The following is a 15,523-nucleotide window of genomic DNA, read 5'->3' as shown; positions in this document are numbered from 1 at the left end:
CACTTTCCCCGGCCCGGCGTGCAGGGTCTGATGGCCGCACGGCGGCAGCCGCAAGCTGGAGGCAGCACTGGGCTCACGGCCGTCCTCGTTCGGCGACACGCGTGCTCAGACAGCGGAGGTCGCGGCTTCCTCGGATGCCGTGCAGTTGGGGAACATGGCCTGCCCGAGAGGGAACTGCCCTTTCGCCACTGGGCCTCAACGATGTCTGGGCAGGCATAGGAGCGGGCCGCCGGGCGTCTCGATGACGAGGAAGCAGGACGGCCGTGTTGTCGTGGTTGGCGTCGGCGTCGATGTGTCCACCTCCGTTGTTGTTGTCGTTGTTGTGCTTTCGGCAGGTTGTGTCTCCTCCTGCGCTGTCAGGGTGACCGGCGGCGGCGACCCGGTGCTCGCCAGCGGTACTGGCTGGCTGGTTGTGGTGGTCGGCGCCATCGCGCTCGTCGGCGTTCCGGATGGAGGGAGAGAGGGAGCTGTCGACTGGACCTCTCCGGGCCCCGGCGAGTCGTCGGCCACGCTGCTCACCGGAGGCCCGGGAACCGGTTCGGCGGTCGAACCGGCCACGGCCTGTGCGCGGGGCTGTGGCGGCTGAGCGGAGTCGACCTTCGCCGCACCCCCGCAGACCGCGAGGCCTGTCACGGCCAGCGCGGCCACCGCAGCGGTCTTCATCGCGCCCAGAACGCTTGCGTATGTGCCATGTGTGCCTCCGAACACCGACGACGTCAATGCCGGAACACCCAGCACCGCCGGCAGAAGCGCGGCTTTGAGCCCGTGGTTGAGCTGGTCGAGCTGGGCCGCCAGCTGGGCGCATCGCGCGCATTCATCGAGGTGTGTCCGAACGCGAAGGGTGTCCCCGGCACGGGTGCCGCCTCGGACGTACGCCCCGAGCTTCGAGATGACCGCGCGGCAACGGCGGTCCTCGACCTCTGGCAGGTGTTCCCGTAGATAAGCCCGCCGCAGTCCTTCACGGGCCCGGAACGCCAGCACCGCGACGCTGTTTCCCGTGCCGCCGATGACCTCGGCGACCTCGGTGGGGCTGCTGCCCTCCACCTCGGTGTGCCACAGCACCTGGCGCCACCGTTCGGGCAACGTGCTGAAGGCACGGGCGACGAGGTCGTTGTGCCACTTCTCGACCACCGGGTCGGCCTGTTCGAGCGGCTGCTCCAGCAACGCCACGTCGTCGTGCGGGATCATCTTCGCGGCGGAGCGCCGGTGGTTGATCGCGAGGTTCCGCACGGCGCGCAGCAGATAAGGCTGAAAGGAGTCCGCAGGTCCCGCGCCACGCCGCAACGCGCGCAACGTCGCTGTGAACGCCTCGGCCACCAGGTCGTCACGGTCGGTCCCGTTGAAGCCGATCGCCGCGGCGGTGCGGCGGGCGGCTCCCACGTACCTCTGGTAGAGCACCCCGTACGCGGCGGTGCGGCCCGCTCGCACCGCGGCGATCAGCTCCGCGTCGGATGGTTCGTGCGCTTCGCTCACCAGATCTGCAGTGGACATCATCACCTCGTCGCCGATGCCGGTTCTCCGGAGTGCACACAAGCGACTCGCTGTCCGCTTACGCACCTCGGCGATGCCCTTTCGGGCACGTGTGACGAGTGGGCACCGGTCCACAATCCGTGACGAGCCACTGGCGGCGATCCTGTGGAGGTACCGGTTGACCACGCCCGACGAACTGACCTGTCTGGTCTGCGCTGAACCGTACGGTGAGCGCAGGCCCAGGGTCCGCGTCGACCCCCGGTGCTCCGCGGAGACCTGCCTGCCGTGCCTGGAGAACTTGGTGCGGCAGTCCTGCGTGCCGACGGTCGTGACCACTGCGAGCGACGACGAGGTCGAGTGGGGACAGCTGCCCGCCGGGGTGACGTGCCCGTTCTGCCGCGCGGAACTCGACCAGGCGGACCTCGCGCGCCTCGGCATCGGCAGGGACCTGCTCGACACCGCGTTCGCTCAGGACCGCTCCCACCACTACTACCGCTACGCGGGGCAGGCGTGGCAGGCATATGTCCCACGGCCTTTCACCGCCCAGGCCGAGCAGATGCCGCTGATGGACGACGGAGTGCTCCCCGCGGTGTACGGCGGCGACACCGTGTTCATGCCCGCGGTCAACTCGGCGCTACGCGGGGAACTCGACGCCTACAACAGCGCGGTGCGGGAGCTTCGGGCGTCGATGGAGATCTCGCCGCCGTTGAACGAGTCCGAGATCGAGGAGTTGCGCGTCTACTTCGACGCGCTCACGTGCCGCATCACTTCGCTCTGCGCGGCCCGTTCGGAGGTGGTGGACCGCTTCCTGGTGGCGGGGGCTGAGAACCCGGACGACGTCGCGATCGCCCACCACAACGGTCTCGGTGCCATGCGCTCCGCCTGCATGCAGCTGCAGCTCAGTGTGGAAGAGCAGCTGCCCGGCGCGCTGGCCACCCTGGCCGCGGTGCCCTGCCTGCAGGTGTGGGTGCCGGACGTGCTCTCCCTGCGGGAGACGATGGGGCAGACGTCGGTGTGGTTCGAGATCTCCGAACGCATCCACGCCACGAACGCGTATCTCGCGGAGGTGTGGACGGCATTGCGTGCCCAGGCGGAGGGGTGGACGAGAGAGAGCGACACCGAGCACGTTCTCCTGACACTGAGGGCGATCGACGAGAGCGACGTGCGGTCGTGCATGGCGGACCTGGAGAACACGCTCTGGTGCTGCGTGGTGATGCGGCAGGAGAACGAGCACATCACCGGCCGGATCGCGTACGCCCGTGAGGTTCTCGGTCTGGCGCACCCCGCGGCGCTGCCGGTATGAGCCCGGTCGCCGGTCACCCGGCGGCGCACCACCTCGCCTGCCGCCTGTTCCCACCGGGACAGAACGGCGAAGAGACCGCCCGGTACGACGAGAAAGGTTTTCATGCCCTTCCAGATGGATCTTGCCGAATGGCCGGTGATCTATACGGCCGCATCACTTCGTTCTGAGCGGCAGGCACTCGTCGACGCCACGGCCGCGTACAACGCGGTGGTCGGCGAACGTGGAGTCTCCGTCGGCGAAGCGCAGCGGTTGCTGGACGAGGTGGCACGGCACAACCAGGTGCTGCACGAGAACTCGGACGTGCTGGGCAGGTGTTTCGACGGGTTCGCCGTGGCCCTGGGGGAGTGGTGCGACGAGCTGCGCGCAAAGGCAGAGCGGGTCGGGCACTTCGCGGTCGTGCTCGACTGCGACGTGTCGGTCGAGAACATGCTGCTCTCCTTCGACGTCGTGTTCGGGCGGTGGGGCCTGCCCGTCCTCGCTGGATCGCAGAGAGTCGCCGAGGCACTGACCGCTCAGGGCCGCACCGCCGCCGCAGCCGATCTCGAAGCGCTGCACGTGCTGCGTCAGCTTCCCGGTGACTGGCCCACGGACGTGGGCCTGGCCGAGGCCGCCGATCAGGAACAGGTGCGTGAGGCACTGGCGGCGGTGGTGGCGCAGACCCGCGTGTGGGCGGCCGAAGCCGACCGGCTGTCGACGTCCGTGCTGGCCGAGGTGGTGGGGTTGCGGGACGACGCGACCGAGCTGCGTGACTGCGCGGTGGCGCTGCACACCGCATTGGTGCGTCCGGCCGGGGAGCTGGCGCGGATCGCCGAGTCGGCCTGCGCCATCTGCTGCGAGTCGTTGTCGGAGGGAATGGTGCGCAGGCTGGCGTGCGCCCACCATTACCACGACACGTGCGTGCAGGCGTGGCTCTCCGTGAGCGGTACGTGTCCGCAGTGCCGCGCGGGACAGCCGGTGGACTCGGCGGCGCTGGGAATGAGCAGCGTGGACGACCACGCTCCGGATTTCGAAGAGGTTCCGGCTCGCTACGGCGCCGACGGACCCTACGTCCGTGAGCATTTCCCTCCGGAGCAGCGGCAGACGTTGTACGTGGCCTGGCCGGACACGCCTGCCGGACGGGAGTCGGCCGCGGAGGTCCGGTGTTCTGTGGGCAGGTACGGCGCTGCACGGGCGAACGGTCGCGCGGCGGCCGCGGAGGAGGTGCGCCGCGCGGTCAAACGTCGCGACGAGTTGCTGGGTGTGGTGGCGACGCAGGACCTCACGTCCTGGGGCGAGACGCTCGACGCCGTCATCGGGACCGTGCAGGACTGGTGGACGGCCGTGGTTGCCGGGGACGTCATGGCACTCGGAGAAGTCGACCGCCAGCGCGCCGGTCTCGAGCGGCGGCTGGAACAGGTGCGCATTGGCCTGAGGCTGGTGTCCGAACTCGACGATGAGCTCGCGTACGTGGTACCGAAGCTCAGCATCCTCCTCGCGGCGGTGGGGGAGATGGCCGACGCCCTGGCGTCAGCCGCCGCACCACCCGATGGCGGGCAGGTCGCCTTGACGGTGGCGCACTTGAGGCAGATCTCCCTTGCGGCGAAGGCGGAACTCGCCCCGCTCATCCGGTACTCGGCGCTTCTCCAGGACGATCACGCCGCGGTGATGGCTCACGTCGGCGAGGCGTGACCCGGCCGGCATGACGGGATCCGGCGCCGGCGCCGAAAGGATCAGCGTGCGGTGCCTCGGTCTGTGCTCGCGCGGCCCGGCGGTGGCCTGTTGTTGTCGGTGAACGGGCGCCCTTGAGCTGACGTTCGCGGTCACGGCCGGGATCTCGGCGTCGCCGTGATCGGCCTCGATGTGGACGCCGGTGGCAGCGCGTTCGTCGATCTGGTGACTCCTGATGGCGTTGATGTCCGGCATGGACACGCGCGCCGTGCCCGGTGGCAGATGACCGACGACTTCAGCGCCGACCACCCGCCGGGCAGCGCTGGGAATCGCGGTGGCCGGGACGCCGGCCGCGGTCAGCGGGCGAGCGTCGAACGTGAGGTGCCGGTTGCGCGTCGCACGCGAGCGCCGATGACAACGCCCCGCCGGACTGCCTCTTCGGGCAGGTGTGCGGGAGGACGCCGTGGTGACAATCGCCCGGAATCGTGTTGTGCGCCGAGGAGGACCGATGACCCAGCCGAATGATGTCGTCGCGCGATGCGATCTGTGCGCGGAGACGTCCGACGAGTGGCGGCCGGTCAGGACGCTCGACGAGTGTGGACGCCTGTTGTGCCTGCCGTGCCTGGTCTCCATCGTGAGGACGGGTTCGACGCCGACCGTCGAACCCGTTCTCGGCGTAGGGCTGGGCTATGAGCTCGGCAGGCTGCCTCCGGAGATCCGCTGTCCTTTCTGCCGCCGTGCGCTGACACGTGAGGTGCTCGACGCGTCGCAGGTGCCGCCGAACGACATCGAGGCCGCCTTCGCTGTCGATCGCACGCGCTGGTACGTCCGCTACGAGAGTGATGGCCCCTGGGAGATCCAAGACGAATCCGGTGACGAGAGCGAAGACGATGAGAACGACGACGACAACGGAATCACAGCGTTGTTCTCGCGGCTGCCGAGGATCGACAACGGTGAACTTCCCGCCTTGGCCGGAGCGGACGGCGTCCGGCTGATCGTCGAGGCGGATACCCGGCTGGTCGTGTCCCTGAGGACCTACCAGGGGCTGGTGGCCGACATGGTGAACAGCCTCGCGGAGATGCCGGTGGGCTCGGAGGAGACTTGGGCGGCGCGGTTCGTACCCGACGTAGAGCAGGTCACGAGGGAGGTGTTCCAACTCTGCCGGCACCGCGCGGAGGTCCTGTTCCTCCTGCCTTCGCCCGACGATCTGATCGGTGCGGCGAACGCCTTCGTGGACATGAGAGGGGCGTGCGAGGCGGTGCTGCGCAACGGCGACGATGTGCTGTCCTCCTGGGAGACGTTGATGCAGACGCCGTGCGCGGTGCTGCCCGTGCACGACCTCAGCCCACTGAGCGCGGTCCTCGGATCCGATACGAGCTGGTTCGCTCTGGCAAGTGAGATCGACAACGCCAACAAAGCGCTGAAGTCGGTGTGGCGTATCACCACCAAGCCGTTCGGTCCCGACGCCGACTCGGTGGACGAGCGACGGCGGCGCGCGGACGGTGCGGCGACGCGCATCGCGCAGACCGAGTTCGGCGAGTGCGCGCGGAAACTGCACCAGGTGCTGAAACACGCCGAGACGGTGAGCCGGGAGAACAACTACCTGAACGAGCAGATGGCCACCGCAAGACAGCTGTTCGGCCTGCCTGCCCTCGGATAGGCACGCGACAGGCTCGAACCTCGCGGGTGCCCGTACGGGCAGGACTTCCGGCGACGATCCTCCCAAGATCACAAACGTGGGCCGGTTCTCGTCGAGGAGGATCCCGTTGGCAGCGCCGAACGGTGAAGACGGGTGGTGTTCGCTGTGCGGCGAGCTGTACGCCGGTGGCAGACCGGCGGTGGTGATCGACCTCTGTGGACAGCGGTCCTGCTTGCCGTGCTTGGAAGACGTGGTGTTCATGTCGGCCGTGCCGACGGTCAACGCGGTGGTGAGCAACGACGAGTGGGACTGGGGCGAGCTGCCTGCGGGGGTGACCTGCCCGTTCTGCCGGGGTGAGCTGGACCGCGTGGCCCTGGAACGGGTGAACGTGTCAGCGTCGGTGCTGGACATCGCGTGTGCGGTGGACCGCTCCCGGCCCTACGTCCGCTACGCCGGGCAGGACTGGCAGCCGTACGAGCCGTCACCTCTCGCCCTGATCCTCGACGAGGTGCCCTCGTTGGAGCTGGACCACTTCCCTTCGCTCAGCCGCGCGACGGGCTTCATCGAGCACGTGGGCGCCGAGCTGGCGGCGGAGGTTCGCCGGTACCGCGACCTGATCGAGCAGATGGGGACCAGGGTGCAGGCACTGCCGCCACCGGCCGGATGGGAGGTTGACGAGTTCCTCGGTGAGGCCGACGCCGTCACCGAGCGGATCGCGGTGCTGTGCCAGGCCAGAGAGCTGGTCGTGGACCTTGTGACGTCCGTGGCCGGCGCCGATCCCGAGGGCATGGCCGCCGCGTGCCGCGAGTCGTTCGCGGCGATGCGGCTCGTGTGCGAGAAGGTCACCACGGTCACTGCGGACGAACTGCCTCCTACCTGGGAGTTGCTGACGCAGACGCCGTGTGTGCGGATACCGCTGCCGGATCTGCGGTCGGTGGCTGCCAGCCTGGGTGAGGGCACGTGGTGGTTCGATCTCGCCGCGCGGATCGAGGCGGTGAACCACCGCGTCGCGGACGTCTGGGCGGAAGTCACCGGGACGCCCTTCCTGCCTGAGGCACACCCGGTCGCCGAACGCCGGACGCGGGCGCGGGCCGTGCTCGGCGTCCTCACCGAGACCGATTTCCTGGGCTGTGTCGAAGCGCTCGAGAACAAGCTCTGGTACTGCCTGCTCGTGCGCCACGAAGACGCCGCGCTGTGCGGTCGCGTGGCCCTCGCCCGTCAGGTCCTGGGAATCGACGACGCGGTCCTCCCGGTGTGAGGGGGAGCGTTGGAATGCCCGTTTGGGCACGCCCCTCGCGACGGAACGCGGCGAGAATCGCCGGAGTACGGCCCACTCCCGCCCAGGAGGTACCCGTTGACGATGCCGAACCAGCAGGAAGACGTGCCGGAGTGCATTTTCTGCTACGACCCGAAGGCGCAACTTCTGGTCATCCACCGCTGCGGCAAGCAAGCGTGCCTGCCGTGCCTGACCAAGATGGTGCGCGAATCGACCGTGCCGAAGCCCACACAAAGCCATCCCGACTACGAGGTGGGCAGGCTGTCCCAGTCGATCAGCTGCCCGTTCTGCCGCGGCGCCTACTCCCGCGCTGACCTGGAGGCGCTGAACGTGAGCGCGGACCTGCTCGACGTCGCCTTCGCGGTCGACCGCTCGCAGACCTACGTGCGCTACCCCGGCCATGCCTGGATGTCGTACTCCGGGCAGCCGCTGCCGGGCGAGCAGGCCCCGGCGCAACCGGTACAGGCAGTGGACACAGTGGAGGTGGAGTTGGTCGAGGCCCTGCTCGACCGACTGCCCGACCTGGTGGACACGACCATCCCCACGGTGATCAACGAGGACATGCGGGGTTTCGTCGAGGCGGCGGGGAGGAACCTGACCGAGGGCGTGGACGCGTACCGGGACCTGATCGAACAGCTCGGCGAGCTTGCTCAGCCGAGTGCGGACGACCTGGCGCGGTTCGTGCACGCCATGGACGTCGTCACCGGGTTCGTCATCGGGAACGCCCAGCGCAGGGCGGCGGTGGGCACGCTCGTGACGGCGGTCGACCCGCAGCTGAGGAACGCGGCCCGGCACGTCGACGCCATGACCGACGCTTGCAGGGCAGTCGCGTTCGGTGTGGAGGACGACGTGCTCCCGGCGTGGGAGACGTTGATGCAGACACCGTGCGCGCAGATACCCGTGCCCGAACTTGGATCGGTGCGGGAGACTCTCGGAGACACGACGTGGTTCACCACGGCCGGTGAGATCCGCGTGTTCAACGACTTCCTGGCTGAGATGTGGGAGTACCTGAAGAGGCCTGTCCCAGCCGATCCCGTCGAGGAGCGGAGAAGACGCGCGCGGGCGATGTTGGAGGAGATCGAGGACGAGAAGAACGGCGTGACCGCCAACCTCGCCAAGATCGATGAAGTGATGTGGCAGTTGTCGTTGCAGCGCACGGAGAACTACTACCTGCGGGACCAGATGAACGCCGCCAGGCAGGTTCTCGACCTCGACCCGCTGTAGTGAGTGCTCTTGGCCGCTCTGGCGATCGAGAGCACTCACCACGTCACTCAGACCGCCGGCTTCGGGTGCTCGTCCATGCGGGTGGCCCTGACCGCCTTCTGCACCTGGTCGCAGTCCGCGGCCGTGGTTCCCGCGACGCCTGCCCTGGCGTTCAGCGAGCAGGCGGTGCCCAATGCCCTGCCGAGGTCGCGGAACGTCGAGGCGGGGGTCAGCTGGTTCTGTACCGCCCACCACAGCGCGATCGACTTGTCCAGTCCGAGACCGTTGATCCGCTCGTCCGCGAAAGAACCGCCGTCGGTGATGAGCTGTGCGGCCTTGTTCGCGACACCGCTGTTGAGGTGCGGGTTCGAGTCAGTCACCCAGAACTCGCCGTTGACCTGGTCCGGTTGCCGGTACTTGCGGGGGTCGGCCATGTCGCGGATCACGCCGATGGACGAACCGTCGCCGATCTGCCAGCGCGTGCTCGCGGGCTTGCCGGCGCCGACCTGGTCGACGAACTCGCCGAAGATGTCGGACAGAGCCTCGTTGATGGCGCCGCTGTCGCCCCGGTACAGCAGACCGGAGATCTTCTGGGTGACACCGTGGGTGACCTCGTGCCCGGTGACGTCCTTGGTGGTGACGCCCTCGCCGAACGCCATCTGCTCGCCGTCCCAGAACGCGTTGAGGTAGGGGCATCCCTCCTCGAAGCTGCACAGGCGCACAGTGGCGCGCAAAGCCTTGCCGTTGCCGTCACCCACGTCGACGCCGAGCATCGACGTGAGGTCCACCCGCAGATGCCTGGCGTACAGGGCGCTCGTCTGCCCGAGGTAGTCGTAGACGTTGTCGACGTCGGTCTCGCCGCTCGGCTGGTCGTCCTCGGCGCGGGTCGGCTGGAACGAGGTGCCGCACCGGACGTCGGCCTGCAGGCGCTCCTGCGTCGTGAACCAGGTGAACACCTCCTTCTGCCGGGCGTCGCAGACCACGCGGTTGTTGACCGACTCGGCTGATTCCCATGCGGTCACGGCGGTCGTGGTGGCGTCGTCCACCACGACCTCCCAGCGCTGGCCGTGCCCGGCACCGCGGACGGTGACGAGGTGTGCCGGGCGCGCGACGCCGTCTCCCGAAATGCCGAGCAAGGTCGCGTCGTACCACCGGCGTCGCGCGGGCTCTGTGACCAGTTTCGTCAGGTCGCCCCCTGCCCGAGCGGCGACGGTCGTGACCGCGGCGCGGGCGACGGCACCGAGGTCCGTGTTCCTGAACGCGCCCGTCACGGCTCGGCTGCTCCGGCCCTGGGCGGAGATCAGCGCACCGCTGCGGTCGAGGAGCTGAACGACTTCCGCGCCGAGCACGGGCACACCGTCCACCTGCTGCCGGTAGCGCACGGCGCTACCCCCATCCAGCGTGCGGACCGAGACCTGGTGGAGCGTGCCGGGAACGGCGTGGAAGCCCGACGTGACGGCGGGCAGGTGCTGTGCGGCCGCGACTTCGGGATCAGCTGACGTCGCCTTCACCGTGTGCGGTCTCAGCGAGGTCACGACGTGGTGCTGGTCGGAGTCCGTGATCAGGTCGGTCGCGCCGGCCGCGGGTGCCGTCGCTGTGCACAGCGAGGCCGTGAGCGCGATGCAGGAGAGCGACAGCAGTGGCCGCTTCATCAAGTGTGGCAAGGGTGTTCCTTCGATCATCGGGCCGTTCGGCCTCGTTGGACCGAAGTTCTACGCGGCGCTGCCGAGCGCCGATACCAGCTGATCGAGTCGTCTCACACGGTGTGCCTCCGGTCCGATCGGCCAACCGATCGGACCGCGTCGCGGTGACCGGGGTGATGGCCGGAACGGCCGGTGATCGAGGACGCCAGAAGGCCGAGAGTGATCGGAACATGACGGGCTGTCACAGCGGGTGGAGGACATCGGTGGAACGCAGGATGAGTCGCCGATCGGTGATCGTGCAGGTGGTCGGCGGCATCGCCGGTGCGGCGGGCCTGGCCGCGCTCGGAGTGCACCACCTGGACCGTGCCGAGGCAGCCACAGCGGGCGAACGGGCGTTCGCCGAGCGGTACCAGGGCCGCTGGATCGCGGGTGGTGGCCCCGGAGCGCAGGAGGAACTGGAGCGGCAGGAGCACGGAATGATCGGACACCACCACTTCCCGGTGATCGCTATCGACGGCGTGCCGCTGCATGTGGTGCGCAACGCGGACGGCAGCTACTCGACCGCGTCCAACCACTACGAACGCTTCCCGACGTTGCTTGCCGCCGCGCGGGCGGCCGCGGAGTCGTTGCAGGGTGCGAGCGTGGAGGCGATGGCGTGACGCGAAAGAACCAGGCGAGTCTGACCGCCGAGGAGAAGACGCGCTTCGTCGAAGCCGTGATCGAGCTGAAGCGGTCGGGCAGGTACGACGAGTTCGTGCGCACCCACAACGAGTTCGTCATGAACGACAACGACTTCGGCGACCGGGTCGCGCATCGGGCACCGTCGTTCCTCCCGTGGCACCGCCGTTTCCTCCTGGACTTCGAGCAGGCGTTGCAGTCGATCGACGCCGGGGTGACGCTGCCTTACTGGGATTGGACCGCGGACAGTTCACCGCGGTCGTCGTTGTGGGCGCCGGACTTCCTCGGGGGCAACGGCAGGCCGTCCGACGGCAAGGTGCTGACCGGTCCCTTCGCCGGCGACGCCGGCGACTGGGAGATCACGGTGCGCACGGACAGCCGCCGGTTCCTCTGCCGGGCGATCGCGGCGCGCGGAGCCACTCTGCCCAGCGCCCAGGACGTGCTGACAGCACTCGCGGCGACGCGGTACGACGCGCGACCGTGGAACAGCTCGTCGGCGTCCGGGTTGCGCAACATGATCGAAGGCTGGCGCGGACCCAACCTGCACAACCGCGTGCACGTGTGGGTCGGGGGTCACATGGCGACCGGCGCCTCCCCGAACGATCCGGTCTTCTGGCTGCACCACTGCTTCATCGACCTGCTGTGGGCGCGGTGGCAGGCCGAGCACGGGGATGTCGGTCAGTACGAGCCGGGACGGCGTGAGGCGGGTGTTGTGGGCTTGACCGACACGATGAGGCCGTGGGACGACGTCAGGCCGATCGACATGCTGGATCACCGGCAGTTCTACGCCTATGACATCGACGGCTGAGTGAGGTGACGGCGGCGGCGCGGGACGGGGCGGAATTCCTCGGGTCCCGCGCGTAAGGGCTTTGTGGACGGCTGGTCTGCACTGGCGAACCAGCCGATTCCGCCGTCGAGGAGTACGCCTTGGACACCCTGACCCAGCTGGACGTGGATCCATCGCAGACGGAGCAGGTCTGCCGTCGGGTCGGCCGAGTCCTCACCGTTGCCGCCGTGTTCGCATTCACCATCGTGGTCGCGGTGAGCCTCCTGGCCGGACCGTACTCGGACGCGAGGTCCACTCTGGAGATGGTCGTGATTGTCCTCGGTGGCCTGCTGACCGCGCTCGCGCTGCTGCAGGTGACCGTGGTCGTCGTGACGATCGTCGCCTCAGCCTTGCGGGAGAGGCGGTAGGGACGTGCCTCGGGCATGGCGAGCTGACCACGACGTTCCCTGGCCGCTGACGGAGCGGGACGCTCTGCAGCCGGCGAGGCTCTTCGACCTGCTGGCACACGTACCGGTCGGCAGGCTGACTTTCACCTCAGGCGGGCGCCCGGCGGTGTCGGTCGTCCAGCACGTCGTGGACGGAGCTGGACTGTTGATGCGGTGTCCGCCCCATCCCGGTCTGGTGGCCGCCGCGCGTGCCGAACAGACGACGACGTTCGAGGCGGACGACCTGACGGGGCAGGGAGGCTTCGGCTGGTGGGCCACCGCACTCGGCCGGGTGCGGCTGGTCGACGAGGACGCGCCGGTGGATGATCACCTGCTGCTCACGATGAACGTCACCTGGATGAAGGGGTACGTACTGCCGGGCGACGATCGGCCGGGGTACCGCACAGCGTCCTGAGCGGAGGAAACGCGATGAGCGGATCTGGCGTTGTGCGGGCACTGTGCTTCGGCACGCCTTCGCTTGGCACGGACGGCCTCGCGACGGCCGTCGTGATCGCCGGCGCGCAGTGGTGCGGTGTCGTGGACAGCGCGTCGGCCCTCTTCCGCTTGGTGGCGCGTCGTGAGGTGGATCTCCTTCTGATCGATGTCAGCGCGGACCCGCAGCTCTGCGTGTGTGAGTTGCTGGTGAACTCCTGCCGCCGTCCCGAAGTGGTGTTGCTGCAAGGACTTGCGGATCTCCCGGACGACGTCGAAGTGCCGCGGGGAGTCCGCGCCGTGCTCTCGCTGCGCGGGTCCAGGTCGGATCTGGTGGAGTTGATCCGCGACATCGCGCCGCACGGACCACACGTGCTGTCGCCCCGGGAGTCACAGGTTCTGCAGCTGATCGCAGGCGGGTACGACACACTCGACATGGCGCGCCTGCTGATGGTCGGTCCGGAGACCGTGCGCACACACGTCAAGCACCTCCTGACCAAGCTCGGTGCGCAGAACCGGCCGCACGCCGTGGCGCTCGCCTGCGCCCGTGGGCTGATCCCGGTGGCGGAGAAGGCTTCCGCCGTTGCCTGGTGATGCGGCGCCGCTGCGCCCCAGGCTGCGCGAACGGGCACGAGGTACCCGCTGCCGCGTCGCTACGGTGGCTTCTGGCGGGAGAGCAGGTGCGGGGGGTACCGCGCGACGACGTGGGCGCGCCGGCCGCGGTAGGTGATCAGCTGAGGGGTCGCGGCATCGCTCTCCCGCCGCACTACGCCGCTACCGGGGCAGGTGACTGTGATCAGAACGTTCACGACCGGTGGCCCGCGTCTCAAACGGCTCTTGATCGGTCGCCCGGTGCGCAGCGACCGGCACGAGGAAGCGCTGCTGCCGAAACGGTTGGCGCTGCCGATCTTCGCGAGCGATCCGTTGTCGTCGGTGGCCTATGCGACGCAGGAGATCTTGCTGATCCTCACGCTCGGTGGCCTCGCCTTCCTGCACCTGGCACCGATGGTGGGCGTTGGTGTCGTAGTCCTGCTGATCGTTGTCGTCACGTCGTACCGGCAGGTCGTGCGCGCCTATCCCGGCGGTGGCGGGTCATACGAGGTCGTGTCCCGCAACCTCGGCGGGTCAGCGGGTGTTGTGGTGGCGAGTGCCCTGATGGTCGACTACGTGCTCACCGTGGCGGTGTCGGTGACCGCGGGCGTCGAGAACATCGTCTCGATGGTTCCTTCGCTGCACGAGCATCGCGTGTTGCTCGACGTCGGCATCATCGCCGCCTTGACCGTGGTGAACCTGCGCGGGGTCCGGGAATCCGGCCGTGTGTTCGCCGCACCGACGTATCTGTTCCTCGCAGGCATGATCGCGATGATCGCGGTCGGTTTCGTGCGGATGGCGGTGGATGCCCCGCCCGTCGCCGAGAGCGCGGGACACGGGATCCGGCCCGAGCTCGTCGGTCTCAACACCGTCGCGGTGATCCTGCTGGTGCTGCGTGCGTTCTCCTCCGGGTGCACCGCGCTCACCGGCGTCGAGGCCATCTCGAACGGCGTGCCGGCGTTCCGCGAACCGAAGGCGCTCAACGCCGCGCGCACCATGACGATGATGGGCGTCATCGCGGTCGTGCTCTTCGCCGGTGTGACCGCGCTCGCCGTCGTCGCGGACGTGCACTACGTGCAGAACACCTGCGACTTGGTGGGGTTGGCGAGTGACTGCGCGTCCGAACCACAGCGAACAGTGATCGCCCAGCTCTCAGCCGCGGTGTTCGGTGGTCATGACACAGTGCTGTACCACTACGTCGTCACGAGCACGGCTCTCATCCTGGTGCTCGCCGCCAACACCGGTTTCAACGGATTCCCACTCCTCGCGTCGATCCTCGCGAAGGACAGCTACCTGCCCCGGCAGCTCAGTGCCCGCGGTGGCAGGCTCGCGCTTTCCAACGGGATTTTGTTGCTGGCGGGCGTGGCGTGCGCACTGGTGCTGACGTTCGACGGCTCGTCGACGCACCTCATCCAGCTCTACGTCGTCGGGGTGTTCACCTCGTTCACCCTGTGCCAGCTCGGCATGGTCCGGCACTGGACCTCGTTGCTCGGTACCGCGGCGAGACCGGACCGCCCGCGGCTGCGCAGAGCGAGGTTCGTCAACGCCTTCGGCGCGCTGCTGACCGGAGTCGTGCTGATCGTGGTCGTCGCGACGAAATTCACCCACGGCGCGTATCTGGTCGTCATCGCCATCCCGTTGTGCTACGCGGCGATGGCGGCCGTTCGGCGGCATTACGACCGTGTGGGCGAGCAGCTGCGTCCTGATGGGACGGAGGACCGGCCGGTGGGCCGCGTGCACGCGATCGTTCCCATCGCCGCGATCCACAAGCCCACGCTGCGCGCGCTCGCGTTCGCCAGAGCGATCCGGCCCGCCACGATCACCGCCGTGACCGTCGCAGCCGATGCGGCGGCGACGGAGGCACTGCGGGAGCAGTGGGCGGCGGTCGTGCCTGACGTTCCTGTCGTCGTGGTGGATTCGCCCTATCGGGAGGTGGCGAAACCGCTGGTGGCCTATGTCCGCGGGTTCCGTGCGGAGCACGAGGGCGATCTGGTGTGCGTGTTCCTGCCGGAGTACGTGGTGGGCCGGTGGTGGGAGGCATTGCTGCACAACCAGAGCGCGCTGCGGCTGAAGGGCCGGTTGTTGTTCGAGCGCGGGGTCATGGTGACGAACGTGCCCTGGCACCTCAGACCGAGCGCGCGCCGCCCGGTCGAACGTCCTCGGCCCGGCGACCTGAGGCTGGGCATCGCGCGCGGCACCAACGTCGAAGACGAGGGACCGATCAGCTAGGTCCACGGCGAAGGTTCGCGGGAAGCGTGTCGTCGAAGGCGACGCGAGTTGGCTGTGCTCGGTGACGCGCGAACGTGTGCTGATCACCCGGCCACAGCCGGCTCATCCGCTGACCGTTGTCGGAGCGACCCGGCCTGGGGCGACCCGACGCTTCAGGCGGCGCGTCCGACTTCCACGCGGCGCGCAGGGGCTTCACCTGC

The 15,523-nt window shown here is 68.7% G+C and carries 13 protein-coding genes; 11 read left to right on the top strand and 2 right to left on the bottom strand.

Annotated elements, in window-relative coordinates; all coding sequences use genetic code 11:
* Nucleotides 1–195: 195 nt before the first annotated feature.
* Complete coding sequence (locus ACRSBM_RS27010; RefSeq protein WP_434447295.1) at nucleotides 196–1,491, bottom strand: sigma-70 family RNA polymerase sigma factor; 1,296 nt, start codon at nucleotides 1,489–1,491, stop codon at nucleotides 196–198.
* Nucleotides 1,492–1,648: 157 nt separating this feature from the next.
* On the opposite strand from ACRSBM_RS27010, the gene ACRSBM_RS27005 reads away from it, so the two are divergent.
* The 5 genes from ACRSBM_RS27005 (at nucleotide 1,649) to ACRSBM_RS26985 (ending at nucleotide 8,559) form a co-directional block, all read left to right on the top strand.
* Nucleotides 1,649–2,773 carry a hypothetical protein gene (locus tag ACRSBM_RS27005; RefSeq protein ID WP_434447293.1) on the top strand — a complete coding sequence of 375 codons (1,125 nt, stop codon included), beginning with the start codon at nucleotides 1,649–1,651 and terminating at the stop codon, nucleotides 2,771–2,773.
* A 102-nt stretch (nucleotides 2,774–2,875) separates the two neighbouring features.
* Nucleotides 2,876–4,441, top strand: a complete 1,566-nt coding sequence (locus ACRSBM_RS27000; RefSeq protein ID WP_434447291.1) for an RING-H2 finger protein — start codon at nucleotides 2,876–2,878, stop codon at nucleotides 4,439–4,441.
* Between the two features lie 487 nt (nucleotides 4,442–4,928).
* Nucleotides 4,929–6,080 carry a hypothetical protein gene (locus ACRSBM_RS26995; RefSeq protein WP_434447289.1) on the top strand — a complete coding sequence of 384 codons (1,152 nt, stop codon included), beginning with the start codon at nucleotides 4,929–4,931 and terminating at the stop codon, nucleotides 6,078–6,080.
* A gap of 106 nt (nucleotides 6,081–6,186) precedes the next feature.
* On the top strand, nucleotides 6,187–7,317 hold the full coding sequence (locus ACRSBM_RS26990; protein WP_434447288.1) for a hypothetical protein: 1,131 nt from the start codon (nucleotides 6,187–6,189) through the stop codon (nucleotides 7,315–7,317).
* Between the two features lie 96 nt (nucleotides 7,318–7,413).
* Nucleotides 7,414–8,559, top strand: a complete 1,146-nt coding sequence (locus ACRSBM_RS26985; RefSeq protein WP_434447286.1) for a hypothetical protein — start codon at nucleotides 7,414–7,416, stop codon at nucleotides 8,557–8,559.
* Nucleotides 8,560–8,606: 47 nt separating this feature from the next.
* Here the strand turns inward: ACRSBM_RS26985 and ACRSBM_RS26980 are convergent, their stop codons facing one another.
* On the bottom strand, nucleotides 8,607–10,202 hold the full coding sequence (locus ACRSBM_RS26980; protein WP_434447284.1) for a M4 family metallopeptidase: 1,596 nt from the start codon (nucleotides 10,200–10,202) through the stop codon (nucleotides 8,607–8,609).
* Nucleotides 10,203–10,456: 254 nt separating this feature from the next.
* Between ACRSBM_RS26980 and ACRSBM_RS26975 the strand changes: the two genes are divergently transcribed.
* From ACRSBM_RS26975 to ACRSBM_RS26950, 6 genes are all read left to right on the top strand, one after another.
* Entirely contained in the window at nucleotides 10,457–10,840 is a 384-nt protein-coding gene (locus ACRSBM_RS26975) for a tyrosinase family oxidase copper chaperone (protein WP_434447282.1), read from the top strand.
* A complete protein-coding gene (gene melC2 / locus ACRSBM_RS26970) occupies nucleotides 10,837–11,667 on the top strand; it encodes a tyrosinase MelC2 (RefSeq protein WP_434447280.1) in 831 nt (276 codons plus the stop codon). The genes ACRSBM_RS26975 and melC2 overlap by 4 nt, the downstream gene beginning before the upstream one ends.
* Nucleotides 11,668–11,786: 119 nt before the next feature.
* The gene (locus tag ACRSBM_RS26965) at nucleotides 11,787–12,053 is read left to right on the top strand and encodes a hypothetical protein (protein WP_434447278.1); all 267 of its coding nucleotides are present in this window, start codon (nucleotides 11,787–11,789) and stop codon (nucleotides 12,051–12,053) included.
* 4 nt (nucleotides 12,054–12,057) lie between these two features.
* Nucleotides 12,058–12,486, top strand: coding sequence for a pyridoxamine 5'-phosphate oxidase family protein (locus ACRSBM_RS26960; protein WP_434447276.1), 429 nt, complete (start codon nucleotides 12,058–12,060; stop codon nucleotides 12,484–12,486).
* Nucleotides 12,487–12,500: 14 nt separating this feature from the next.
* Nucleotides 12,501–13,097: a response regulator transcription factor gene (locus ACRSBM_RS26955; RefSeq protein ID WP_434447274.1), complete on the top strand. Its 597-nt coding sequence runs from the start codon at nucleotides 12,501–12,503 to the stop codon at nucleotides 13,095–13,097.
* Between the two features lie 198 nt (nucleotides 13,098–13,295).
* Nucleotides 13,296–15,323, top strand: a complete 2,028-nt coding sequence (locus ACRSBM_RS26950) for an APC family permease (protein WP_434447272.1) — start codon at nucleotides 13,296–13,298, stop codon at nucleotides 15,321–15,323.
* Nucleotides 15,324–15,523 lie beyond the last annotated feature (200 nt).

This window comes from Lentzea xerophila (genome assembly GCF_051094245.1).
In the GTDB taxonomy this organism is placed as follows: domain Bacteria; phylum Actinomycetota; class Actinomycetes; order Mycobacteriales; family Pseudonocardiaceae; genus Lentzea; species Lentzea xerophila.
Note: the sequence above shows the minus strand (reverse complement) of the source record. Positions and strands in the feature narration are given on the sequence as shown.

What these genes read in the sequence shown, in the direction of transcription:
- ACRSBM_RS27000 (WP_434447291.1), top strand. Translation starts at nt 2,876, where the DNA reads ATGCCCTTCCAGATGGATCTTGCCGAATGGCCGGTGATCTATACGGCC.
- ACRSBM_RS26955 (WP_434447274.1), top strand. Translation starts at nt 12,501, where the DNA reads ATGAGCGGATCTGGCGTTGTGCGGGCACTGTGCTTCGGCACGCCTTCG.
- ACRSBM_RS26995 (WP_434447289.1), top strand. Translation starts at nt 4,929, where the DNA reads ATGACCCAGCCGAATGATGTCGTCGCGCGATGCGATCTGTGCGCGGAG.
- ACRSBM_RS27010 (WP_434447295.1), bottom strand. Translation starts at nt 1,491, where the DNA reads ATGTCCACTGCAGATCTGGTGAGCGAAGCGCACGAACCATCCGACGCG.
- ACRSBM_RS26975 (WP_434447282.1), top strand. Translation starts at nt 10,457, where the DNA reads ATGAGTCGCCGATCGGTGATCGTGCAGGTGGTCGGCGGCATCGCCGGT.